A 19,306-nucleotide genomic window follows, 5' to 3' on the forward strand; every position below is an offset into this window, starting at 1 on the left:
TAAAAATTATGTAGCTTTTCTACATATACGGCTGTTCAGTTTGATAGAATTAAATACGAGGTAAAAAAAATGAATGGCCTGTCTATGCGGCTTTAGCTATGGAAGATAGCTTAAATGCCGGGCTATGATTCGCGACGCAGATTTCGCCGAAGAATCTGCAAACCTTACTCAGCAATCCATTATCCAGCAAGCAGCGGCTTCCATGCTTATGCAGGCTAATACCCGCCCTCAGTTAGGTCTTGCCCTGTTAGGTTAATATACTTTATAAAATATTTTAGCCATTATTTAGTACTCACTTCAGTGCGAGTACTGATACACAGGTATTGTTTGCAGGCCATATACTCACATGTTTATGACCACTGCTTGAGAAGAAGGAAAGGAAGATGGCTATTTACGTTAATACGAACGTAAGCTCGTTAAACGGACGCAGGTATCTGAATAACGTCCAGAATCAGCTTACTACGACCTACCAGAGACTGAGTTCAGGTCTGAGAATTAACAGTGCTAAGGACGATGCCGCTGGCCTGCAGATCAGCTCACGTCTGACAACTCAGATTAACGGTCTTAATCAGGGTAACCGTAATGCCAATGATGGTATTGCCTTTGCCCAGACAGCTGAAGGCGCCATGGACGAAATTACTGGCATGCTTCAGAAAGTACGTACTCTGGCAGTTCAGGCAAACAACGGTACCAACACTGCTGATGACAAGACCGCATTAAGCTCAGAAGTACAGTCATTGCTTGAGGAAGTTCAGCGTGTAGTAAAGAAAACAACCTACGGCGGTAAGAGCATCCTAAACGGTCAGCAAGAAAATGCTATTTACGGTAAAGCAGCAACCGCTGACGTCAACAAGGATGCTGAAATATCTTTCCAGGTAGGTGCAAACAGTGGCGACACCATCACTTTTGAGATGAAGAACTTTGCACTATCTAAAATAGTTACTGATGCTAATAAAGAAGCATTTGGTATTGGTACCAATGGTGCAATTACATTTGACTTCAATGATGCCAAAATGGCTCCTGATAAGATACTTGCTGTAATTGACAGTGTAATTGCAAAGTATGACGGCGAGCGTGCAAACCTGGGCGCTTTACAAAACCGTTTAGAGTCATCTATTCGCAACCAGGCCAACGTTTCTGCCAATCAGGCTGATGCCCGCAGCAGAATTCGCGACGCCGACTTTGCCGAAGAGTCTGCAAACCTGTCCCAGCAGTCTATTATTCAGCAGGCTGCCACCTCCATGCTGATGCAGGCTAATACCCGCCCTCAGCTCGGTCTGGCCCTGTTAGGCTAAGCCCCTTTTAATTTGTTATAACCTTTGTCTCTCTTATTTAGCAAGGCTAAATACAGCCTTCATAAAGCCCCGAGCTCTCAAAAGCCCTGGGCTTTTTTATTTGTGGTCTGCGCTGATTCTGGCATCAGGCTCGGCTGTTGTTATATCAGACATTTGAATGTGTAAGCCGGTCCTTGCTCCCATGCCCGATACTGGAATAGGATAGCCATAAACATATTATCTTTGTTATATGAGGAACTTCGTTATGAGCAAGGTTAATCTGGACAAGATTGCCGATGAAAGCAGCATAAGAGATATCAGACCAGGCGATGTTGAGCGTGTCCATGAGATTTTTACCTGGTATGTAAACAATACAGCTGTGACCTTCATGCATAAAGCTCCTTCCCTTGAGGAGTACCGTGAGCATGTTGCCGCTATCAGACACCAATATCCTTTCCTGGTAGCTGAGCATGAGGGCAAGGTGGTCGGATTTGCCTATGCCAACGGATTTGGTCGTGGTGAGGCTTATAACTGGAGTGCTGAGCTCACCATTTACATAGATCCTGAACTGCGCCATGCTGGTCTGGGACGAAAGCTCTACGATGCCCTTGAGGTCATACTCAAGGATATGGGACTGTTAAATCTGTATGCCTGTGTTGGCATCCCTGCCGAAATTGAGGACGAATACCTCAACTACAACAGCTCTCAGTTCCATGAGCATATGGGCTTTAAAACTGTGGGCACCTTTGACCGCTGTGGCTACAAATTCAATCACTTCTATTCCATGATCTGGATGGAAAAGGTCATTGGAGAGCATCGAGACGGTCATGCTCCTGAACGCAAGGGACCACCACACCATCACGTCTGAGTTTCGTCATGTTCACTGTAATGAACTGATCTGGCGGTTCAATGGTTTAACCGATGCAGCAGCGTGGCTGTGCAGCCATTAACTGGTGATGCAATGCACCTGTGACAGGTGGAGCTGTGCACCTGTGACAGGTGGTGCTGTACACCTTTGTCAGCTGATATACAGCACCTGTGACAGTTACGAAACAGTTTTACAAAGGGGCATGCTGTCTGTCGGTGGCATGCCCCTGTCTTTTCTTCTGCTATGCAGGACCATGCCTGCCCTTAAACTCTCTGGTGCACAGTGTGCAGATTTGTGTTTTCCCGTTTTCTGCTTTACGTGCGGGGTATGGCTGAAGCTTACTGTGTACTGGTCAGAGTTTTTGCCTTAGCTGTGCGTATGCAGCGGCCTGAGGTGGTCTTGCCGGGTGTTGAGTTGGTCTTGAGATGGTCAGTAGTGGTGCTTTCTGTCTTTTGCCTAATAGTGAGGTGATACAATCAGGTGCTGATTTTTCCTGAAAAAAGACAAAAAAGATATTGCTGTACTGTAATGGTCATGGCATTTGTGCTATCTTTTTGAGCTTTGCCGGAGCTGTTTAAAGTTCCGGGAGCATTGTAACTGGCACGGGTCGATTTATCGATTTTCAAGGGATCGGCTTGCAGGCTGTCCCGTATGCCATGGATACAGCGCCACTGCATGCAGGAAGTATGTGCATGGACTGAAGTTAAGTTAAGTTCAGTACTTATGCCTGATGTCCTGTCCTTACCGGGGAGTCATGGCACTTCGTCGGAATCTTTTTCAGTATCGAGTATTTTTTATGAGACTTAGCAGTTCCTTATCCAAAACCGCTTTAAGCCTGAGCCTGGGAGTGGGCCTGGCCTTTGGGGCATTTAACTGTACTGCCGTACAGGCTGCCGACAACGGTCCTGACTTAAACGAGCTGGCACGCTACGCCTCCATCGACCGCGCCCTGCTGGACAGCGCCATCACTCAGGCCACTTACCAGCAGAAGATTATCGACACCATGAACCGCCCTTACGAGGGTAAGCCATGGCATCAGTACCGCAAGCTCTTTATTACTGACAAGCGCATCAATGGCGGTATTGATTTCTACCTCAAGCACGAAGCTGAGCTGCAGCGCGCTCAGACTGAGCTTGGTGTAGCTCCTGAAATCATCTGCGCCATTATCGGCGTTGAAACTTTCTATGGTGCCAACATGGGTACCTGGAAGGTGCTTGATGCTCTGTACACCCTGGGCTTCCACTATCCAAAGCGTTCGGCCTACTTCTCAAAGGAGTTTGCCAATTACGTTAAGCTGGCCACCCGTGAGGGCTGGGTACTTACCGATACTCTGGGCTCCTATGCAGGTGCTATGGGTATGGGCCAGTTCATGCCAAGCTCTTACCTTAACTTTGCCATCGATTTTGACGGCGACCAGCATGTCAATCTGTTTAACAACACCCTCGATGCCATTGGCTCTGTTGCCAATTACTTCAAGGGTCATGGCTGGATTTATGGCGCCGGTGTGGTTTACCCTGCTCACCTCAAGGGCATCAAAGGCAAGCCTGTCTCCAAGGCCACTATTGACCAGCTGATGAAGAAAGAGTGGAACCTCAAGCCAGCTGATCTTACCCGTGCCGGCATTACCACCAAGGTTGCCTTAAGCGCCGATCAGAATGTCCGCCTGTTCTCCTTTGAGCTGGAAAATGGCTCCTTTGAGTACATGGTTGGTCTGAACAATTTCAACACCATTACCCGCTATAACAAGAGCCCTCTGTACGCACGTGCAGTATTTGAGCTCTCTGAGGCCATTGCTGCAGGCTACCAGGAAGCCAAGCTGCTGCAGGGTCAGTATGTTGGCAAGGGTGGCCGCAACCCGTAATCTTTTATGGGGTACCACACTCTCTGGTTTGGTCACGACCTTTTACTGGGCCGTATTCCTCATGGAAGAGGTAATCTGCAGGACCAGTAATTTTTATGATTCCCATAATCTTTTTGGGAATCATAATCTGTCAGAGGCAAGCTTTTTTGCCTGGTCAGATTTTCCACTTTAAAGGCGGAAACCATGCTCCGTGATCCTGTCATAACTGAAAGTTCTCTTATCAGTTATGTAACGCATGGGGCACAAGGCTTTCTGACGGCCTTAAGTCAGAACCTTTGTGAGAAATAATTTTCCCGGGAGAGCAGCCGGCAATAAGGCCGGTTAGCTTACACGCAATGACAGCCAGTGAGGCGGCTGTCACAGGATCTGACAGCTTATGTCAGAGCCGCTGCCTGTTGAGGTTATTACCTGAAGGCAGTTGCCTGTAAGCCTCAGACTGATGCCATGGATCTGAGCTGTATGAGTTTACAGCAAGGCCGTGAGCTTCCACAGGTTGCCAGCTTCCACAGGTTGCCAGCTTCCAGATGCTGTCAGCCTCCCACAGCTGATGCTGCCGATGGCGCGTCTGCTCATGATCAGTCTGATGCGGTGGTTAGGCCGCCGTACAAATGCTGCATCATATGCCCTGTAATGTCAGCCGGTATGGTCCGGCGGTTCAGCTACAGGCGATCCCGGTCGGCGTCATGCGACGCGGCTTTGTAATTTATATTTTCTGAAGTTGATGAGAATTTCAAAAATTAAGCTCACCGGAGCAATACTGGCAGTTGTGATGGGCTGCTCTACCCTCCTGATCAATGGCTGTGAGAGTACTTCTGATGTAGTAACCAAGACTCATGGCTCCAAGGCCGGTGACGGCTACACCTATGGTACCGGTCCTAACAAAACCAGACCTTACCCTCAGACTGAAAAGGTAGTCATCAAGGGTGTAGGCGGTGCCACTCCAAAATATGAGCCTGTTTCCCGTGGCGGCAACAAGGATTACACTGTACTGGGCCAGAATTATATGGTCTGGACCGGATGTGATTCTTATCAGGAAGTAGGAACTGCCTCCTGGTATGGCCCTGGTTTCCATGGCAACAAGACATCAAACGGTGAAGTCTATAATCAGAAAGGCTTTACCGCTGCCCATAAAAATCTGCCTCTGCCATCCTTTGTGAAAGTTACCAACCTTGAAAATGGCAGAACTGTTATCGTTCGCGTCAACGACCGTGGTCCTTTCCATGGCAGCCGTATCATCGACCTGTCAGAGGGTGCAGCCAAAGCTATTGATATGACCCGCAAGGGCACGGCCAAGGTCAAGCTTGAGCTCGTTGATATCCGTGGCGGCAACGTGTCCGACCGTACCCAGAGCGCAGGCGGCCAGGTCCTGGCCGGTGTAATTGGAGCAGTGGTAAAAGATAAAGTCAGCTCCAAAAACCAGAGCAACCTTAGCAGTATTGGTCAATACATTCATGAGGTAAGCAAGAACGGTGAAGCCAGTTCAGCCACTACCAGCGCTGCCATTGGCGCCGGCCTGTCCATAGCAGGACAGATCCTGAGCAAGGCTGACAACTTCAAGGACACCAGAGCAGGTGATACTGCCGGTTCCAGCGTTACCCGCACCATTACTACCACTACCTCAGGCCCGGATGGCCAGAAGAACATTGTTGATGAGCAGATTGATACCATCAACTATGGTGCTCCTCCAAAGCAGCCTGAAACCAAATACACTATTGATTATGCCAATCCTGTAGCTGCTCCATCATTTAATGCCAGCTATGTTCAGGTATTCAGCTCCAATACCCAGGAAGGTGCCGCCAAGCAGCGCTGGAAGCTCCAGCAGCAGACTCCTCACCAGGTGGTAGTAATGCCTGAAGACGGATTGTTCCGCGTTCGTGTCGGACCATTAAATGAAGGCGATCTCAACACTACACTTGAGTACATGAGACAGCTCGGTCACAGCGACGCCTTTATCAAGCGCCTTTAACAAGTCAGTCAAACAGCGCGCTGCTCCTGTCACAGCAGGCAGGTGACCTCACAACGTGAAGGGGCTGTATCAGCAGGCAGCTGACGTCAAAACATTAAGGGGCTGTATCAGCAGGCAAGTTCTGACTCAGAATGCCTTATCTGCCATGACAGAGCATGTTCTGTTATCAGGTCAGCACGGCGCTGATCACTGATGCCTGACTGAGATGGTTGCAGGAACTTTTTCCTGCAGTTGGCCGTCTTATTTTCGTGTTTGACACAAAGAGTTCCTCACAATGTTTAAACATGTGGGGTACAGTAACTTCCATGCGCTGTAGCAGATGCCATATGTCCGGCACTGCATTATATGTTTTTTCAGGCGCGGCCCGGCGGTCGCGCCTGTGCGCACCTGTAAGGACGGGATTTACGGCCTTACAGGCAGTTTTTCAGAACAATTACTTCTGCCCTGTGCAGAGGGCGGAACGGGTGCTCGAGCCAATGCCGTGCAGCAGTGGCCCTGCCCCTGGTATCAGATCTGCCAGGAGTCAGATCTGGCCAGCACTGTATTATTGCTTTGCTGATGGGCTATTGCGGCCTAATCGGAGTATTTATTGTGGAGATTAGAATGGATCAGAAAAATGGTCTGAGCTCACGTAAGTTTCAGTCTGACAAAAGCTTAAAGCGCTGGTGTCTGGCAGCCGCTGTGGGTTGCACACTGGTTAGCACAGCCCCGGCCTCTGCTGAAGCCATTCCCGATCCATTTGCAGCTGTGCGTGCCCAGCAGTCCGTAAATCCGGCTGCTCAGGGTCCAGCCACTGTCGATCCGGCCAACAGCGCAGCCAGTGCCCCTATCATCATTCCAGAGCCTCCTGTATTCAATGCCGAGTCCTGGGTACTGATGGACTATGCCACCGGTCAGGTTCTCTTTGAGCGCGACATGCACAAGCGCATCTGGCCTGCCTCCCTTACCAAGATGATGACCTCCTATGTCATCGGTATGGAAATCAAAGCCGGCCGTCTTGATCCTGAAAGCTATGTAACCATTCCTGAGAGTGCATGGGCTGCGCTGGACAAGTATGCCGACTCCTCCAAGATGTTTATTGAGGTAGGCAAGAAAGTAAAGGTCAGCGACCTTAACAAGGGTATTGTTATTCAGTCTGGTAATGACGCCTGCGTAGCCATGGCCATTGTGCTGGCCGGCTCTGAGGACGGCTTCGTTTCCGTGATGAACACCTATGCTGCTCAGCTTGGTCTTAAGGGCACCCACTTTGCCAATGTTCACGGTCTGTTTGATGAGCAGAACTACTCTACAGCCTATGACATGGCCATCCTGGGCCGTGCTCTGATCCGTGACCTTCCTGAAGAGTACAAGCTCTACAGCCAGAAGGAGTTTACCTTCAATGGTATCAAGCAGGTTAACCGCAACCGTCTGCTCTGGGACAAGACCATGAATGTAGACGGCATCAAGACCGGTCACCTCTCAGCTGTAGGCTATAACCTCGTATCTTCATCTGTTGATGGCAATATGCGCCTTATCAGTACCATTATCGGTGCCAAGAGCGAGTCAGATCGTTCCGCCATCTCAAAGCAGATGCTTACCTACGGTTTCCGCTACTACGAGACCTATGAACCATTCCCTGCAGGCAAGACCCTGCTTACCCGCGAGGTTCGCATGGGCAAGCAGGACAAGGTCAACCTTGCTGTGACCACTCCTGTAAATATCATGATTCCGCGCGGCTCCCAGCCAGGCATCAAGATCTCCTACGCCCTTAATCAGGCCACCTTTGTCGCCCCTATCAAGGAAGGCGATCAGCTGGGCGTAATCGAGTTCAAGCTCAAGGACAAGGTGCTGGCCAAGTACCCGCTTACCGCCACCAACTCCATTGAAGAAGGCAGCTTCATGTCCCGCATGTGGGACCGCATCATTATGGCCATCAGCGGCTAACAGCAATCAAAGGCAGACAGGAGGGCAAATGATGGTGCTGCTGCAGCGTCATACTTTGCCCGCTTTTGGTGAAAACAGCCTGTAAATGCCCTGCTGACTTATCATGACAGCGCCTTGCCTCTTAGCTCCTGATAGAATTAAGAGGCTTTTTTTGATCACGGACAATTTAATATGTCTTTAAAATACAAGTTTAATGAGGCTCTGGATTTTCCCTGCGACCAGCACATGCGCATTATCGTGCTCAATGAAGACAGCCAGCCACAGCGCCTTGTCGATCAGGTAAATTCAATCCTGCCTGAGAGCACTTCTGTAGACGGCGTAATTGACTCCCGTCTGAGTGCCAATGGCAAATATGTCTCCTACACTCTCAGAGTACGCTTTGACTCTGCAGAGAATATGGAGCTGCTCTACGAAAAGCTCCCAAAGAGCGACTTCGTCAAGCACCTGCTCTAAGTCACGGAATACAGCCCACCGAACATGCAAAGGTCTGGCAGCTTGTACCATGAACCTGGCACCATTGTGGCTGACACTGCCCCTGTGATCCCGAATATGGATCAGTCCTGAAACCAACTGGCAATCCCCTGAAGATGAGCCCTCGCGCAAGCACCCTGAATACGGGCACCCGCGCAAGCAACCGCATAAGGGCACCCGCGCAAGCAACAGCATAAGGGCACCCGCGCAAGCCCATGAATACGGGCACCTCAAGTCAGAAACTGGCCGGTACTGTCACAGGTAATAGCCATGTTCTGCAGGGATCATGATAAGACTGACTCTCCAGGGCTGCCTGAGCTACATGCTCTCAGGAAGTATTCAAAATCAGGATAAAGTCAAAGCCTGAGGCAAAGGCATGGCCACATTTGAGGTGATGCTAAGTGCTCTTCCAGCCCCCATGGCAAGTGTCTTAGGACCATGTGAAAGTCCAGGTCCACCTGACTGTACAGCCCCTGCTTGCCAAGTGAGCATCCAGAGCACCTGGTTACCAATTACGCTGCTCTCAGCTCGCAAGGTTGCTTGAAAGCTGCTTGAGGTTTGCCTGATGGTTGCCCTGCTAAGTTCAGAAGCGTAAATGGACAGAGCCATGTGAAGCCGTACAGTGACAGACGGAGACGGACAGTGCATGGCACAGGATGGCTGGCTGACAGCCTGACTGAATATTTGTGATTTCCTGCTCCTGCAGTCGCCGGGAGTAGTTTATGGCCCACTGTTGCGTACAGCGGGTCTGCCGTTTTGTAAAGCAGGTTTGCTCCTGCCGGCCGGTGCAGCGGCCGTAAAATTCTTTGGAAGCGGTAGGAACTGTGCTTACCGTATTTGTTTTGAGATCCTGGAACCATGCTAGGCTTAAAAAGAAAAACTCACGAGTCCTCCAACGGATTTGAACACGAGTTCGGAAACTTCTTCAGCGCCCTCTGTTATCTGGTGGTAACCACCCTGCTTGCCTTTATCATTTTTATGGTACTGGCCATGTTCCGCATCTCCAGCTTTGCCTTCAACACCTACGATTCCCTCAATAACATCCCTTACAATGAGGTAGGACTGCTTCTGGGCACGTCTTCACTCATGTCTGATGGCAATACCAATCCTTTCTTTGTCAACCGTATCCGCGCAGCCGCACTGCTCTACAAAAAGGGCAAGATTAAGTATGTACTGGTATCAGGCGACAATATGCATGCCTCCTACAATGAGCCACGTCAGATGACTCTGGCTCTTATCAGAGCCGGTGTGCCTAAGGAAAATATCATTGCCGACTATGCAGGTTTCTCCACTATCGACTCTGTGGCCCGTGCGCACCGCGTATTCATGCTAAAGAACGTTACTGTTATTTCCCAGGAGTTCCAGAATGAGCGTGCCCTCTTTATTGCCAATAACGAAGGCATGAGTGCCATTGGCTTTAATGCCTCTGACCCGGCCTCCAAGCTCTCACACTACATAGTCTATGTAAGAGAGTTCTTTGCCCGCGTCAAATGCGTACTTGATATCTACTTCTTTGATACCCAGCCTACTTATCTTGGCGCTCCGGTGCAGATTGGCTCCAGCCCTCTGCCAAAGCAGCCAAGCAACAAGCCAAAGCGTGCCACATCCAGGCCTAAGCAGCCTGGCATGTCAGCATCAGCCCTGCACAATATCATCAGTGCTCAGGCTGTAAATTCCAAAGAGCAGACCGACGCCTCATCATTCCTCAAGCAAAAGCGTCTTGCCCGTGAGCGCCTTGAGCAGACTCTCAAGCGCGATCAGGAGAGTCAGGACAGCCCTGACCAGACCGAGGCGGCTGCACCGTCCGTAGAGACCCAGAACTGATATCAGGCCCCGGCACCGGCCTGCAAGTGCAGGCAGGTGCTGACCGGGATCTGTCATGACATAATGCTGCAGCACCGTGCTGCCCAGCCATACCAGCCATCCCGGCACTCCTGCACTTCCTGTTCCCACATGCCCTTCCATCCCTACTGCAGGCACGAACAAAGCCTGCAGCAATAAAGGCATGGCCAGGCTGTCAATATGAAGAGCTGCAGTCCCGACCAGCACTTCTGGTCCTGCAATAAACAGTAAAGGCAGATCCCCGCAAGGAGATCTGCCTTTATTGTCTGTACCGGCCTGCAAAATGCCCACCGGGCTCTCACAGCCGCCACCAGCAGCATGACGGCCCGGCCCATAGGCCTGCGGCCATGCATGACAGTGCCTATGCTACGGTTACACTATTTTTCAGCCTGTCCGGCACAGGCGCCATCTTCAGAGCCACTGTCTGCTGCCGAAGCAAGGGAATCTTCCGGGATATGAGCGGCTGATGGGGCAGCCTGAGCTGCGGCACCGGCATCAGCATCATCATGGGCATCTGCCTTGCCGTTGCTCTCAGCTGGGTCGCCTGCCCTGCCATTGCTTTCAGCATGGGCATCTGCCTTGCCTTTGTCATCAGACTGGGCCCCCTGGCCTTCGGCCTTTGCCTTGGCCTCGGCCTCGAGGCGGGCTTTCATAATTGGCTCGTAGTCGACTACTACCGGCTGCCAGCCTGTGTGTACCGCTACCTGAGTGGTGTATGGCACACGGCGGTGTTCGTAATCGGGCTCGTAGTCGAATTTAACCTTATTGCAGTTGATATAGCTGTCAGAGAAGTAGCGTGGATCCGGTACGGTCTTAAAGACACGTAAAAACCACATATACTGCTCAGGGTGACGGCTGATACCAGCCTCCAAAGCAGCACTGACACGCTGTAAGTAATCTTCGTTACTTTCCCCCTGCTCAAGGTCCACACGGTTAAACTCCAGCACATAACTGGCTGTTTTAATATCGTAGAAGGTATTGAGCACCAGTACCTGAGATTTGGTCATGCGGGCAAGTTTAGGCAGAGAGCCCACCATGGACTTTGGAGTACCGAAGAAGTTTACGAAGGTAGTGGTATGTTCAGGTCCCAGATCCTCATCACAAAGAAAATAGCAGTTACGGCCATTTTTCAAGGCTCTGACAATAGAGCGGAAACCGGCACTGCGGGTGTGAATAGTGCCGCCAAAACGGATACGCTGGCGGTTTAAAAACCAGTTAAATACAGGATTTTTCTGCTCATTGACCACAGCAAACATAGGCAGGCCATTGCACGAAAGGTACAGGCCACTACGGTCAATGGCAAAGGTATGAGGGACGCAGAAAATAATAGGACGGGTGTTTTCTACGGCTTCACAAAGCACGTCAGGGTTAGTGACCACCCAGCGGCGCTGCAGTAACGCACGTGGCAGAAACATACCCTCTCCATAACTGAAGCCGGAAATAATGGCATGCATGAGCATGCGACGGTACAGCTGCCTGATTTCAGCTTGAGGACGGCCATAGAAAGCAGTATTGAGGCTGGCCATGGTGACGTCCCTGAAGCGCATGCTAATCATGCTGGCAGGCCAGGAAAGAAGCCAGGCAATACCATCACGGATACGGTTGGGAATCATAGCCAGTAAAAAAAGCAGTCCCAGCACTGCCCAGGCCCCCCAGTGTTTTGGTCCCAGCAGCTGCCGCCATTGATGAGGGTCATAGCCTGCATTGTCAATTACGACATCATCAGTCTTATCCTGATTTAAAGTCTTTTTGCAATCGCCCATAACAACCTCAATAAGGGGAACTTAAGCCCCGAACTTCCATGTACCAGACAAAAATCTCACAAATCATCCAGACCTGTGCCACGGCGCAGCTCTGACAAGCCCTCAGACCACAGCACGGCACGGCGCTGCAAGGCACAGTCCTGCCATGCCATCACAGCACGGCACGGCGCAGCAAGGCTCGGTCCTGCCATGCCATCACAGCACGCCGGACATGACTGTGAATGGATCGTTTATAACTGCAGCATCAACCTGGCTGTACCCGGCAGTACACCACAAGGGAAAACTCCGTTCACATGCCGCAACCTGGGCAGTCTGTAGTGATGTATGCCTGATTCCTCAAAGAAGCCAGCCTGCCAGTTGCCCTTAGCATGGTGTTCCAGCCGGGGCATTATCCCTCTTGCCGGATCAGCATCTGCTGCAGGACCAGGTACCACATCTGAACCCCCCATTTCATCTGATCACATCAGATGGTGGGGTACGCACAAGCAGCGCTGGCAATTATATCTGATGCCCTCACCACGAGCCTCAATCAGCCTGCAGGGAATCAACCCGTCTCTCCTGATGGCCTGTTGTAAAAATATCGTCCGGTCTTTTCAAAAAGCATGGGGTACAGCCCCGTATTCAGTAAATTGCAGCCATATGGTCACTGTTACTGACAAACAAAGCAGAAAACAGCTGCCCCATACCGGTGCACAATCTGAAATTATAGCATAAGGCAGTGATGGCATTTAGGCCAATAATATCTCCAGAAACCGCGCTGGAGCACGCCCGCCCCGCAGGTTCCACTCAATTTCAGCCCGCTCTCTGCTATCAGCACATAAGCTCACGAATAAGGCTCCTTAGCGCCCCCAAATTCTTCCCCGCTGCAACATAGCCAGGCAATGCGCTGCAGCGTACTGTCGTGCGCTGTTGCGCGTTGAGATCCTGGCTGATATTGCTCTGCGGCACATTAAGCGACATACGGTGCACTCATGGCCGATATCGTATCGGTGCCACAGACTGGGCTGCGCCAGACTGCATGACCGCTCTTGCAGGCCGCAAAGTCTTTCTGGCATTGCAGGCGGGCCTTACTTATGTCAGCAGCCGTTTTGCTGTCGCAAAGATGCAACAGGCCCTGTGCATGACAGCACAGAGCCTGTTTCAAAGTAAGCAGTGCCGGCGCTGCCAGAGCCCTGGTGCGAGCTCCTCCCTGTGGAGGCATGCACGAGGCATGGCAGTGGCCGGAGCCTTTGCGTACTAGAGAATCTTGTTTAAGAATTCCTGAGTACGACGCTCCTTTGGATGACTGAACACCTCATCAGGTGGGCCCATCTCAAGGATCTTGCCGCCGTCAACAAAGATCACGCGGTCAGCTACTTCACGGGCAAAGCCCATTTCGTGAGTTACTACCATCATGGTCATACCGGACTTGGCCAGGGTCTTCATTACCTCCAGTACTTCCTTAACCATCTCAGGGTCAAGAGCTGAAGTTGGCTCATCAAATAACATGATCTTTGGATGCATGGCCAGAGCACGGGCAATGGCAACACGCTGCTGCTGACCACCGGACAGCTGGGAAGGGAAGGAGTGAGCCTTGTCCCTGAGGCCTACCTTATCCAGCAGATCAAGACCAATCTGCTCAGCTTCCTGCTGTGACTTGCCACGTACCTTGATTGGAGCCATGGTGATATTGTCGATCACACTCTTGTGAGGGAAGAGATTGAAGTGCTGGAATACCATGCCTACTTCAGCGCGAATGGTATTGATATTGGTCTTGCGGTCGATGTCATGACCATCAATGGAAATGACGCCGTCAGTTGGAACCTCAAGATAGTTAACACAGCGCAGCAGAGTACTTTTACCGGAACCTGAAGGTCCGATAACAACCACTACTTCGCTCTTGGCAACGTCAAGATCAATGCCTTTTAAGATCTCATTCTTGCCGTAGGTCTTGTGCAAATTGCGGATTTTAATCATGGAGCTCATCGTAAAACCTTAATAATCTAAGTCAGTATCAGCAACCGCCAGGTCCTGTAAGTTAAATACCCCCATGCGCTCAGCTGTTATATCAGGCCCTTAGCCCCTGCCCATGCCCCTCAAGCCCTGCCGGACGGGCACTGGCCCTTTGTATGGCAGGCATACTATGTAAGAGAGATATGGACTTACGAAGCTGCTGGCACATGCTGCGCATGCTGGCACAAAGTAAGAGTGCGGCCCTGGTGGCTGCGCTGCTGCAAACCCGATCTCTGCTTTTGTGGTGTGGGCTGCGCCTGCGCTGCATGTGCCCCATCCAGGGCGCTGCAGCGGCATGGCTGCATTGCAGCCTGGCAGCAGTGCGGCGCAGCCGCTTATGCTGCCTTGCAGAGATCTGCCTGGATGCTACTTGAAGCGCTTTTCCAGGTAGGCTACGAAGCGGGTAATGGTTAAGGTCATGATTAAGTAGATGATGGCTACTGCTGACCAGATCTCAAGAGAACCGTAGGTGGAGGCGATGATAAGCTGGCCCTTACGGGTAAGCTCTTCAAAGCCGATTACGGATACCAGTGAGGAGTCCTTTAACATGGCGATAAATTCGTTACCCAGCTGAGGAATGGTGCGGCGGAATGCCTGTGGGATAACGATATAACGCATGGTCTGAGTCCAGGACATGCCCAGAGAGCGACCGGCTTCCATCTGACCCTTGTCGATAGACTGAATACCGGCACGGAAAATTTCTGCTACGTAAGCGCCGGAGTTAATGGAACAGGCAGCTACGGCAGCAACGAAAGGATCGATACGGGTGCCCAGAATAACCGGCAGAGTAAAGTAGATAATGAAGATCTGAACCAGCAGCGGGGTGCCACGGATAAAGTCCACATAAATCTTGGCAGGAATACGCAGCCATGCGTAGCGGGCCAGCTCGGCAATACCGACAAATAAGCCGATACAGGTACCAATAAATACCGACATGGCGGTAATTTGAATGGTGACCAGCGCACCAATGCCAAGAAGCGGCAGGCTGTCTACGATTAATGAAAAGTCAAATGGTATCGACATGTTTTAAGCTCTTAAAACTGTTGACCATGCACCCCCGCCATTCCTTCTCAGGAAAGGCCCGGGCACGAGTTACAAAATAAGGCAGCTGCAAATGCTGCCCCGCCTGCGATATGCACGTCAGTGTCATATCCTCTGCAAAGCGTGAGACCGGAACTGCCTGACAGACGACAGCTCACTGCTGTCTGAAATATCTGTCGGTCCCTCATCTCACCTGCCAATGTACTGGTGCAGGAGCAAGCTGTGGTAAAGCCATAAACAGGCCAGAACATGGCTTTGAGGCACTACCTGCCTCTCTCTGCATAATCATTGGTCGGGCATCCTGCCCATACTCCTGCCACCGATTGAAAAACACCACTGCGGCAGTTCATTCAGACCCGCCACACAGAGGCCGTCAGACCTTTAATGCACGGCATATATATGCGTCCCAGGGACGCTGCGAGCTGAAACACGACATTGTACAACAAAATGCCGGTCGTAAGTATATTTTCGCAACCTCATCCCCGGCAAAAAGCCCACACGGCTGCCCTCTGCCGGAAAGATTTTCAGCTGATCGCCCTGTACCCTTTCCTGACATATAAGCTCAGGCCCCCTCAAGGCAGACTCAGCCCATAACGGCATAAGAGCTCATTACTGAAGAAGCTGATTGCCACCAGGCCGTCATACATCCCTGCAGCAGCTGATTGCCACCGAAATCGTAAACCTGCCTGCCGCAGCTGCATACAAAAGGACAAAGGCCAGGATCAGAAACGTGTTTCTGACTGGCCTTTGTCTTTGGGTTCTAAATTGTCAGAGGCAAGCCCATACGGGTACTGCACATCATAAGTCGGCAGGGCTGGACAGTAACTGACTGGCAGCACCTGAAGTTATGGTCACATAGAGTCTGCACTGCTGTCGCAGTCACGAAAATGCAAAGCCCCTGAGTGGGTGTTAATCCTTGCTGCATGGCTGCAGACTACGGGCTCCAGGCTGCAGGAAAGTGCTCTTACTTTGCTGCCTCGGCCTTGAACCACTTGTCATGAATCTTCTGGTAGGTGCCGTTGTCCTTGAGCTCCTTGAGGGCCTTGTTAACATCGGTCAGGAGTTTGTCATTGCTCTTTGGCACTACCATGGCCATATCCTCGGCATCAATCACTTCATCGATCTCAACAAAGCCTTCAGACTGACGGGAGGCCATAAAGTACTGGTTTGCAGCGCGATCGTTAACCACAGCCTCACAGCCACCTGCCTTGAGCTCCATGTAAGCTGGAGAAATATCGTTGAAATTAGTTACCTTGTCAGGGGAAAAGGCCTGAGCCTTCTTGGCAGATACTGAGCCCATCTGAGCACAGAGCTTCTGACCCTTGAGTGAGTCAACAGTCTTGTACTTGCCCTGATCTTCCTTTCTGATTACCAGAGAAAGACCGGAACGATAGTAAGGCTCGGAGAAGTTAACACGCTTCTTGCGCTCTTCAGTAACGGTAAAGGAAGCTACAGCCATGTCGACCTGAGAGGTTATCAGGGCAGGAATCAGACCGTCAAAAGGCATCTGCACCCACTCAACGCTGGTACCCATGTGCTTTGCTACGGCCTCGGTAAGGTCAATATCAAAGCCTACGAGCTTGCCCTGTGCATCAGTGAACTCAAAAGGAGCATAGGCGGACTCAGTACCTACTCGCAGAACGTCAGCTGCCTGAGCTGAACCTGCGCCCACAGATGATAACACCAGAGCTGCACTGCACAGCACTGCCTTTAACTTTGATAAAGCCATAATTTACTCCTGCTGAGTGACTGTATGATCAGAATAGCCCCTGCCAGGCCCCGCAAAACCGGCACCTGCAAAACCTGGCCATGCAATGCCGGGCAGACCAAGGCGCAGCCCATAGCCGCAAGGCAAAGCCGGATAGTCAAGCTCAATTGCAAACTGATCGTTAAATTAAATGCTCCGCAACATGTCCGGAGAGTTCTGTATGAATATCAGTGCCAGTGAGCACTGCATTGACAACTTGCAAACACGCTGCAGCAGTGCCCTGATTAAGAAAGTTCTGACTGACAAATGACATTACAAATGTCATGAATAAGCCTTTTTCAGCCACAGACATCATAGCCATGTCACCTGGCGCAGCCACGCAGTGCACCATAATTCAGCGGATAGTATTGACATTGAAAGATGTTGGTGCGTTCCGTGCACCATAGCACAGCAAATTCTCTCCATGATGGCCATTCCCATGACCATGGCCACCTCCACACCTCTTGCCAGTAATTGCAACGGCAGCCGCCCCGTCAGCGCCTAGTAGTAAGGCAGCAGCATGGCTCCCTCACAACTCCCCACTGCTGCTCATTTAAAAAGGGCCGCTCAGTGCCAGCTCACCGATGCGCAAGACCTCGCTCGTATATCATCTGCAGCATGACTACTGGCTCTATGAGCATGTAAGGCAAGCTATTATTGGCCAGGCACAAGGATCCTGAAGCAACGGAGCAAGACCTGAATAAGGTGACCACGCCTGTGCAGCGCCTGATCAGTACAGAGCGTTCATAAGCCGCTGCTGACAGCTCAATGGATATGAGGGCAAGCCTGATCTGGTCTGCTATATGGCAATACTGGCAGCTGCATGGAATTGTGACTGTTCGGGCTCCGTTTCAGCACTGATACTGCCTTGCGGACAGGCTGGATAACTGCCCGCAGTTGGCTATTGTGTGAGGAGCATGGACAGTTATGATGACAGTGGCGTGCTCTGCTGAGGTCGGCATGGATGCATCGATGGAGCCGATGAAATTATTTGTTAAGAAAGTGCAGGGTACAGTGAAGTGAAGATTGATCTGCACCCTGGTACTCTTAATGGTTTCCCTGAAAATGTGCCCTGAAGGGGTGTACTCAAGCCGGGCTTACAGTCACGGGTTATGTCTCTCAAATCAGGCAGGAATGTGATTAAGATTCGGGCAGCTGGTAAGATGAGAATGGCGTTAGTACAGGCATTGCGACGGGATCTTTCCGGCCCTGAGACAAAAACAGCGCCTGGATCACATGCATCAAATATTATGAGGCCTATGTATTTTAATGAGCCTGCAGGTGCGCTATGCTAATCATGTACTATCCTGCCGGATGTATCTTCCGGCTATCTGAAGTGGAGTCGAGTTGTGGCTAGAAGCAACATTATTTTTGACTTTGGTGGTGTCTTATTTGACTGGAACCCTCGCTACCTGTACCGTGAGTACTTCAATGACGACGAGCGCATGGAGAAATTCCTGACTGAAGTTGCCAACAGCGAGTGGAACGCACAGATGGATGCAGGCAAGCCTTTTGCCGAGGGAGTTAAGGAGCTTTCCGAAAAATTCCCTGAGTGGAAAAAGGAAATTGAGCTGTACCACACTGGCTGGTCAAAGATGCTCAAGGGTGAACTTGCAGATGGCGTAGGTCTGTTCAAGAAAATTATGGCTGACGGACGCTTCAAAGCTTTTGGTCTTACCAACTGGTCTGCCGAAACCTTCCCGCCTGTTTTCACCAAGTACCGCTTCCTTGACGACTTCGAGGGCATTGTAGTTTCCGGTGAAGAGCATATGAACAAGCCGGACAAGCGTATTTACTACACCCTGCTCGAGCGCTACCACTTAAAGGCCAGCAATTGCGTCTTTATCGACGACAACCAGGCCAACATTGATATGGCTAACAAGGTTGGTATCAAGGGCATCTTATGGCAGCATAATCCTGATGAGGTTTATGAGCAGATTATTGCTGCACTTGAAGAGCCGGAGACTCCAGAGGACGAAGCAGCCCCTCACAACCACGAATACAACTGATGCCCGCACCGGGCTTTAACTGCAGTTAATTATCTGACCCAGGTCACCATGACTGCACAGTCAGTCTGCAGAGCACAAAGACATGCCGGACATAAATCATCCGGCAACAAAGGAAAAAGCGGCCCATGGGCCGCTTTTTCCATTTGTAACAGAGTCACTCCAGTTTGACCGGCAGCCTGCACCATTCCATGAATTCCCTGCCCTGGGGCGCCCCTGGACGCACTGCTCCTGCCACTGCTATACCGCCAGTGGCCGGTCATTGGGTTACCAGGGCTGCTGCCAGTGCAGCGGCCCCGTCCAGTCCCAGTACCGGGACCAGGGCTGGGCCCAGTGCTGCTGCCCGGGCAACAGCCGGTAACCAGTCCAGCAGGCTTCCCGGCAGACAGGCTGGCTGGCGAAATGTCTGTTCGCCCTTTGTTCGTGGGGGACAAAACCAGTGCCCTGAAAAGCACAACAGGAATACCGCCTGAGACAGTATTCCTGTTGCATAGCCTGTGCAGGCTGGCTGCACAGGCTGGTGGTCAGGACAGCACGCCCGGTGCCTGTCCT

General features: G+C 51.2%; 14 protein-coding genes and 1 pseudogene. 9 read left to right on the forward strand and 6 right to left on the reverse strand.

All coding sequences use genetic code 11. The features are described from left to right. Positions 1–118: 118 nt before the first annotated feature. The 3 genes and pseudogenes from MXE41_RS06620 to MXE41_RS06630 all read left to right on the forward strand — a co-directional run. Positions 119–256, forward strand: a pseudogene (locus MXE41_RS06620) (flagellin); the annotation flags it as partial. A gap of 127 nt (positions 257–383) precedes the next feature. Further along, the gene (locus MXE41_RS06625) at positions 384–1,295 is read left to right on the forward strand and encodes a flagellin (protein ID WP_247099937.1); all 912 of its coding nucleotides are present in this window, start codon (positions 384–386) and stop codon (positions 1,293–1,295) included. Between the two features lie 244 nt (positions 1,296–1,539). Continuing rightward, a complete protein-coding gene (locus MXE41_RS06630; RefSeq protein ID WP_247099938.1) occupies positions 1,540–2,142 on the forward strand; it encodes a GNAT family N-acetyltransferase in 603 nt (200 codons plus the stop codon). A gap of 476 nt (positions 2,143–2,618) precedes the next feature. On the opposite strand, the gene MXE41_RS06635 is transcribed toward MXE41_RS06630, so the two are convergent. Then, positions 2,619–2,768, reverse strand: a complete 150-nt coding sequence (locus MXE41_RS06635) for a hypothetical protein (RefSeq protein ID WP_247073862.1) — start codon at positions 2,766–2,768, stop codon at positions 2,619–2,621. Positions 2,769–2,938: 170 nt separating this feature from the next. Between MXE41_RS06635 and mltB the strand changes: the two genes are divergently transcribed. From mltB to MXE41_RS06660, 5 genes are all read left to right on the forward strand, one after another. Then, the gene (gene mltB / locus MXE41_RS06640; protein ID WP_247099939.1) at positions 2,939–4,003 is read left to right on the forward strand and encodes a lytic murein transglycosylase B; all 1,065 of its coding nucleotides are present in this window, start codon (positions 2,939–2,941) and stop codon (positions 4,001–4,003) included. Between the two features lie 721 nt (positions 4,004–4,724). After that, a complete protein-coding gene (locus MXE41_RS13075; protein ID WP_281503557.1) occupies positions 4,725–5,969 on the forward strand; it encodes a septal ring lytic transglycosylase RlpA family protein in 1,245 nt (414 codons plus the stop codon). Positions 5,970–6,572: 603 nt separating this feature from the next. After that, positions 6,573–7,892 carry a D-alanyl-D-alanine carboxypeptidase family protein gene (locus MXE41_RS06650; RefSeq protein ID WP_247099940.1) on the forward strand — a complete coding sequence of 440 codons (1,320 nt, stop codon included), beginning with the start codon at positions 6,573–6,575 and terminating at the stop codon, positions 7,890–7,892. A gap of 171 nt (positions 7,893–8,063) precedes the next feature. Further along, on the forward strand, positions 8,064–8,345 hold the full coding sequence (locus tag MXE41_RS06655) for a DUF493 domain-containing protein (protein ID WP_247099941.1): 282 nt from the start codon (positions 8,064–8,066) through the stop codon (positions 8,343–8,345). A gap of 876 nt (positions 8,346–9,221) precedes the next feature. Beyond that, positions 9,222–10,187 carry an ElyC/SanA/YdcF family protein gene (locus MXE41_RS06660; RefSeq protein ID WP_247099942.1) on the forward strand — a complete coding sequence of 322 codons (966 nt, stop codon included), beginning with the start codon at positions 9,222–9,224 and terminating at the stop codon, positions 10,185–10,187. A gap of 395 nt (positions 10,188–10,582) precedes the next feature. On the opposite strand, the gene MXE41_RS06665 is transcribed toward MXE41_RS06660, so the two are convergent. The 5 genes from MXE41_RS06665 to MXE41_RS06685 all read right to left on the reverse strand — a co-directional run bounded on the left by MXE41_RS06665 (position 10,583) and on the right by MXE41_RS06685 (position 17,070). Next, the gene (locus MXE41_RS06665) at positions 10,583–11,968 is read right to left on the reverse strand and encodes a hypothetical protein (protein WP_247099943.1); all 1,386 of its coding nucleotides are present in this window, start codon (positions 11,966–11,968) and stop codon (positions 10,583–10,585) included. Positions 11,969–13,204: 1,236 nt separating this feature from the next. Continuing rightward, the gene (locus MXE41_RS06670; protein WP_247099965.1) at positions 13,205–13,924 is read right to left on the reverse strand and encodes an amino acid ABC transporter ATP-binding protein; all 720 of its coding nucleotides are present in this window, start codon (positions 13,922–13,924) and stop codon (positions 13,205–13,207) included. 402 nt (positions 13,925–14,326) lie between these two features. Then, the gene (locus MXE41_RS06675) at positions 14,327–14,983 is read right to left on the reverse strand and encodes an amino acid ABC transporter permease (protein WP_246977199.1); all 657 of its coding nucleotides are present in this window, start codon (positions 14,981–14,983) and stop codon (positions 14,327–14,329) included. Between the two features lie 982 nt (positions 14,984–15,965). Then, complete coding sequence (locus MXE41_RS06680; RefSeq protein ID WP_247099944.1) at positions 15,966–16,730, reverse strand: basic amino acid ABC transporter substrate-binding protein; 765 nt, start codon at positions 16,728–16,730, stop codon at positions 15,966–15,968. 160 nt (positions 16,731–16,890) lie between these two features. Next, positions 16,891–17,070, reverse strand: coding sequence for a hypothetical protein (locus MXE41_RS06685; RefSeq protein WP_247073860.1), 180 nt, complete (start codon positions 17,068–17,070; stop codon positions 16,891–16,893). 1,027 nt (positions 17,071–18,097) lie between these two features. On the opposite strand from MXE41_RS06685, the gene MXE41_RS06690 reads away from it, so the two are divergent. Then, positions 18,098–18,757 (forward strand): HAD family phosphatase, encoded by a 660-nt coding sequence (locus MXE41_RS06690; protein ID WP_247099945.1) that lies wholly within the window; start codon positions 18,098–18,100, stop codon positions 18,755–18,757. Positions 18,758–19,306: the final 549 nt, after the last annotated feature.

This window comes from Anaerobiospirillum sp. NML120449 (genome assembly GCF_023051105.1).
In the GTDB taxonomy this organism is placed as follows: Bacteria; Pseudomonadota; Gammaproteobacteria; order Enterobacterales; family Succinivibrionaceae; genus Anaerobiospirillum.

Excerpts from the sequence above, each read along its gene's own strand:
- MXE41_RS06625 (WP_247099937.1), top strand. The coding sequence starts at position 384 with ATGGCTATTTACGTTAATACGAACGTAAGCTCGTTAAACGGACGCAGG.
- MXE41_RS06630 (WP_247099938.1), top strand. The coding sequence starts at position 1,540 with ATGAGCAAGGTTAATCTGGACAAGATTGCCGATGAAAGCAGCATAAGA.
- mltB (WP_247099939.1), top strand. The coding sequence starts at position 2,939 with ATGAGACTTAGCAGTTCCTTATCCAAAACCGCTTTAAGCCTGAGCCTG.
- MXE41_RS13075 (WP_281503557.1), top strand. The coding sequence starts at position 4,725 with ATGAGAATTTCAAAAATTAAGCTCACCGGAGCAATACTGGCAGTTGTG.
- MXE41_RS06650 (WP_247099940.1), top strand. The coding sequence starts at position 6,573 with ATGGATCAGAAAAATGGTCTGAGCTCACGTAAGTTTCAGTCTGACAAA.
- MXE41_RS06655 (WP_247099941.1), top strand. The coding sequence starts at position 8,064 with ATGTCTTTAAAATACAAGTTTAATGAGGCTCTGGATTTTCCCTGCGAC.
- MXE41_RS06660 (WP_247099942.1), top strand. The coding sequence starts at position 9,222 with ATGCTAGGCTTAAAAAGAAAAACTCACGAGTCCTCCAACGGATTTGAA.
- MXE41_RS06665 (WP_247099943.1), bottom strand. The coding sequence starts at position 11,968 with ATGGGCGATTGCAAAAAGACTTTAAATCAGGATAAGACTGATGATGTC.
- MXE41_RS06670 (WP_247099965.1), bottom strand. The coding sequence starts at position 13,924 with ATGATTAAAATCCGCAATTTGCACAAGACCTACGGCAAGAATGAGATC.
- MXE41_RS06675 (WP_246977199.1), bottom strand. The coding sequence starts at position 14,983 with ATGTCGATACCATTTGACTTTTCATTAATCGTAGACAGCCTGCCGCTT.
- MXE41_RS06680 (WP_247099944.1), bottom strand. The coding sequence starts at position 16,730 with ATGGCTTTATCAAAGTTAAAGGCAGTGCTGTGCAGTGCAGCTCTGGTG.
- MXE41_RS06685 (WP_247073860.1), bottom strand. The coding sequence starts at position 17,070 with ATGGCTATGATGTCTGTGGCTGAAAAAGGCTTATTCATGACATTTGTA.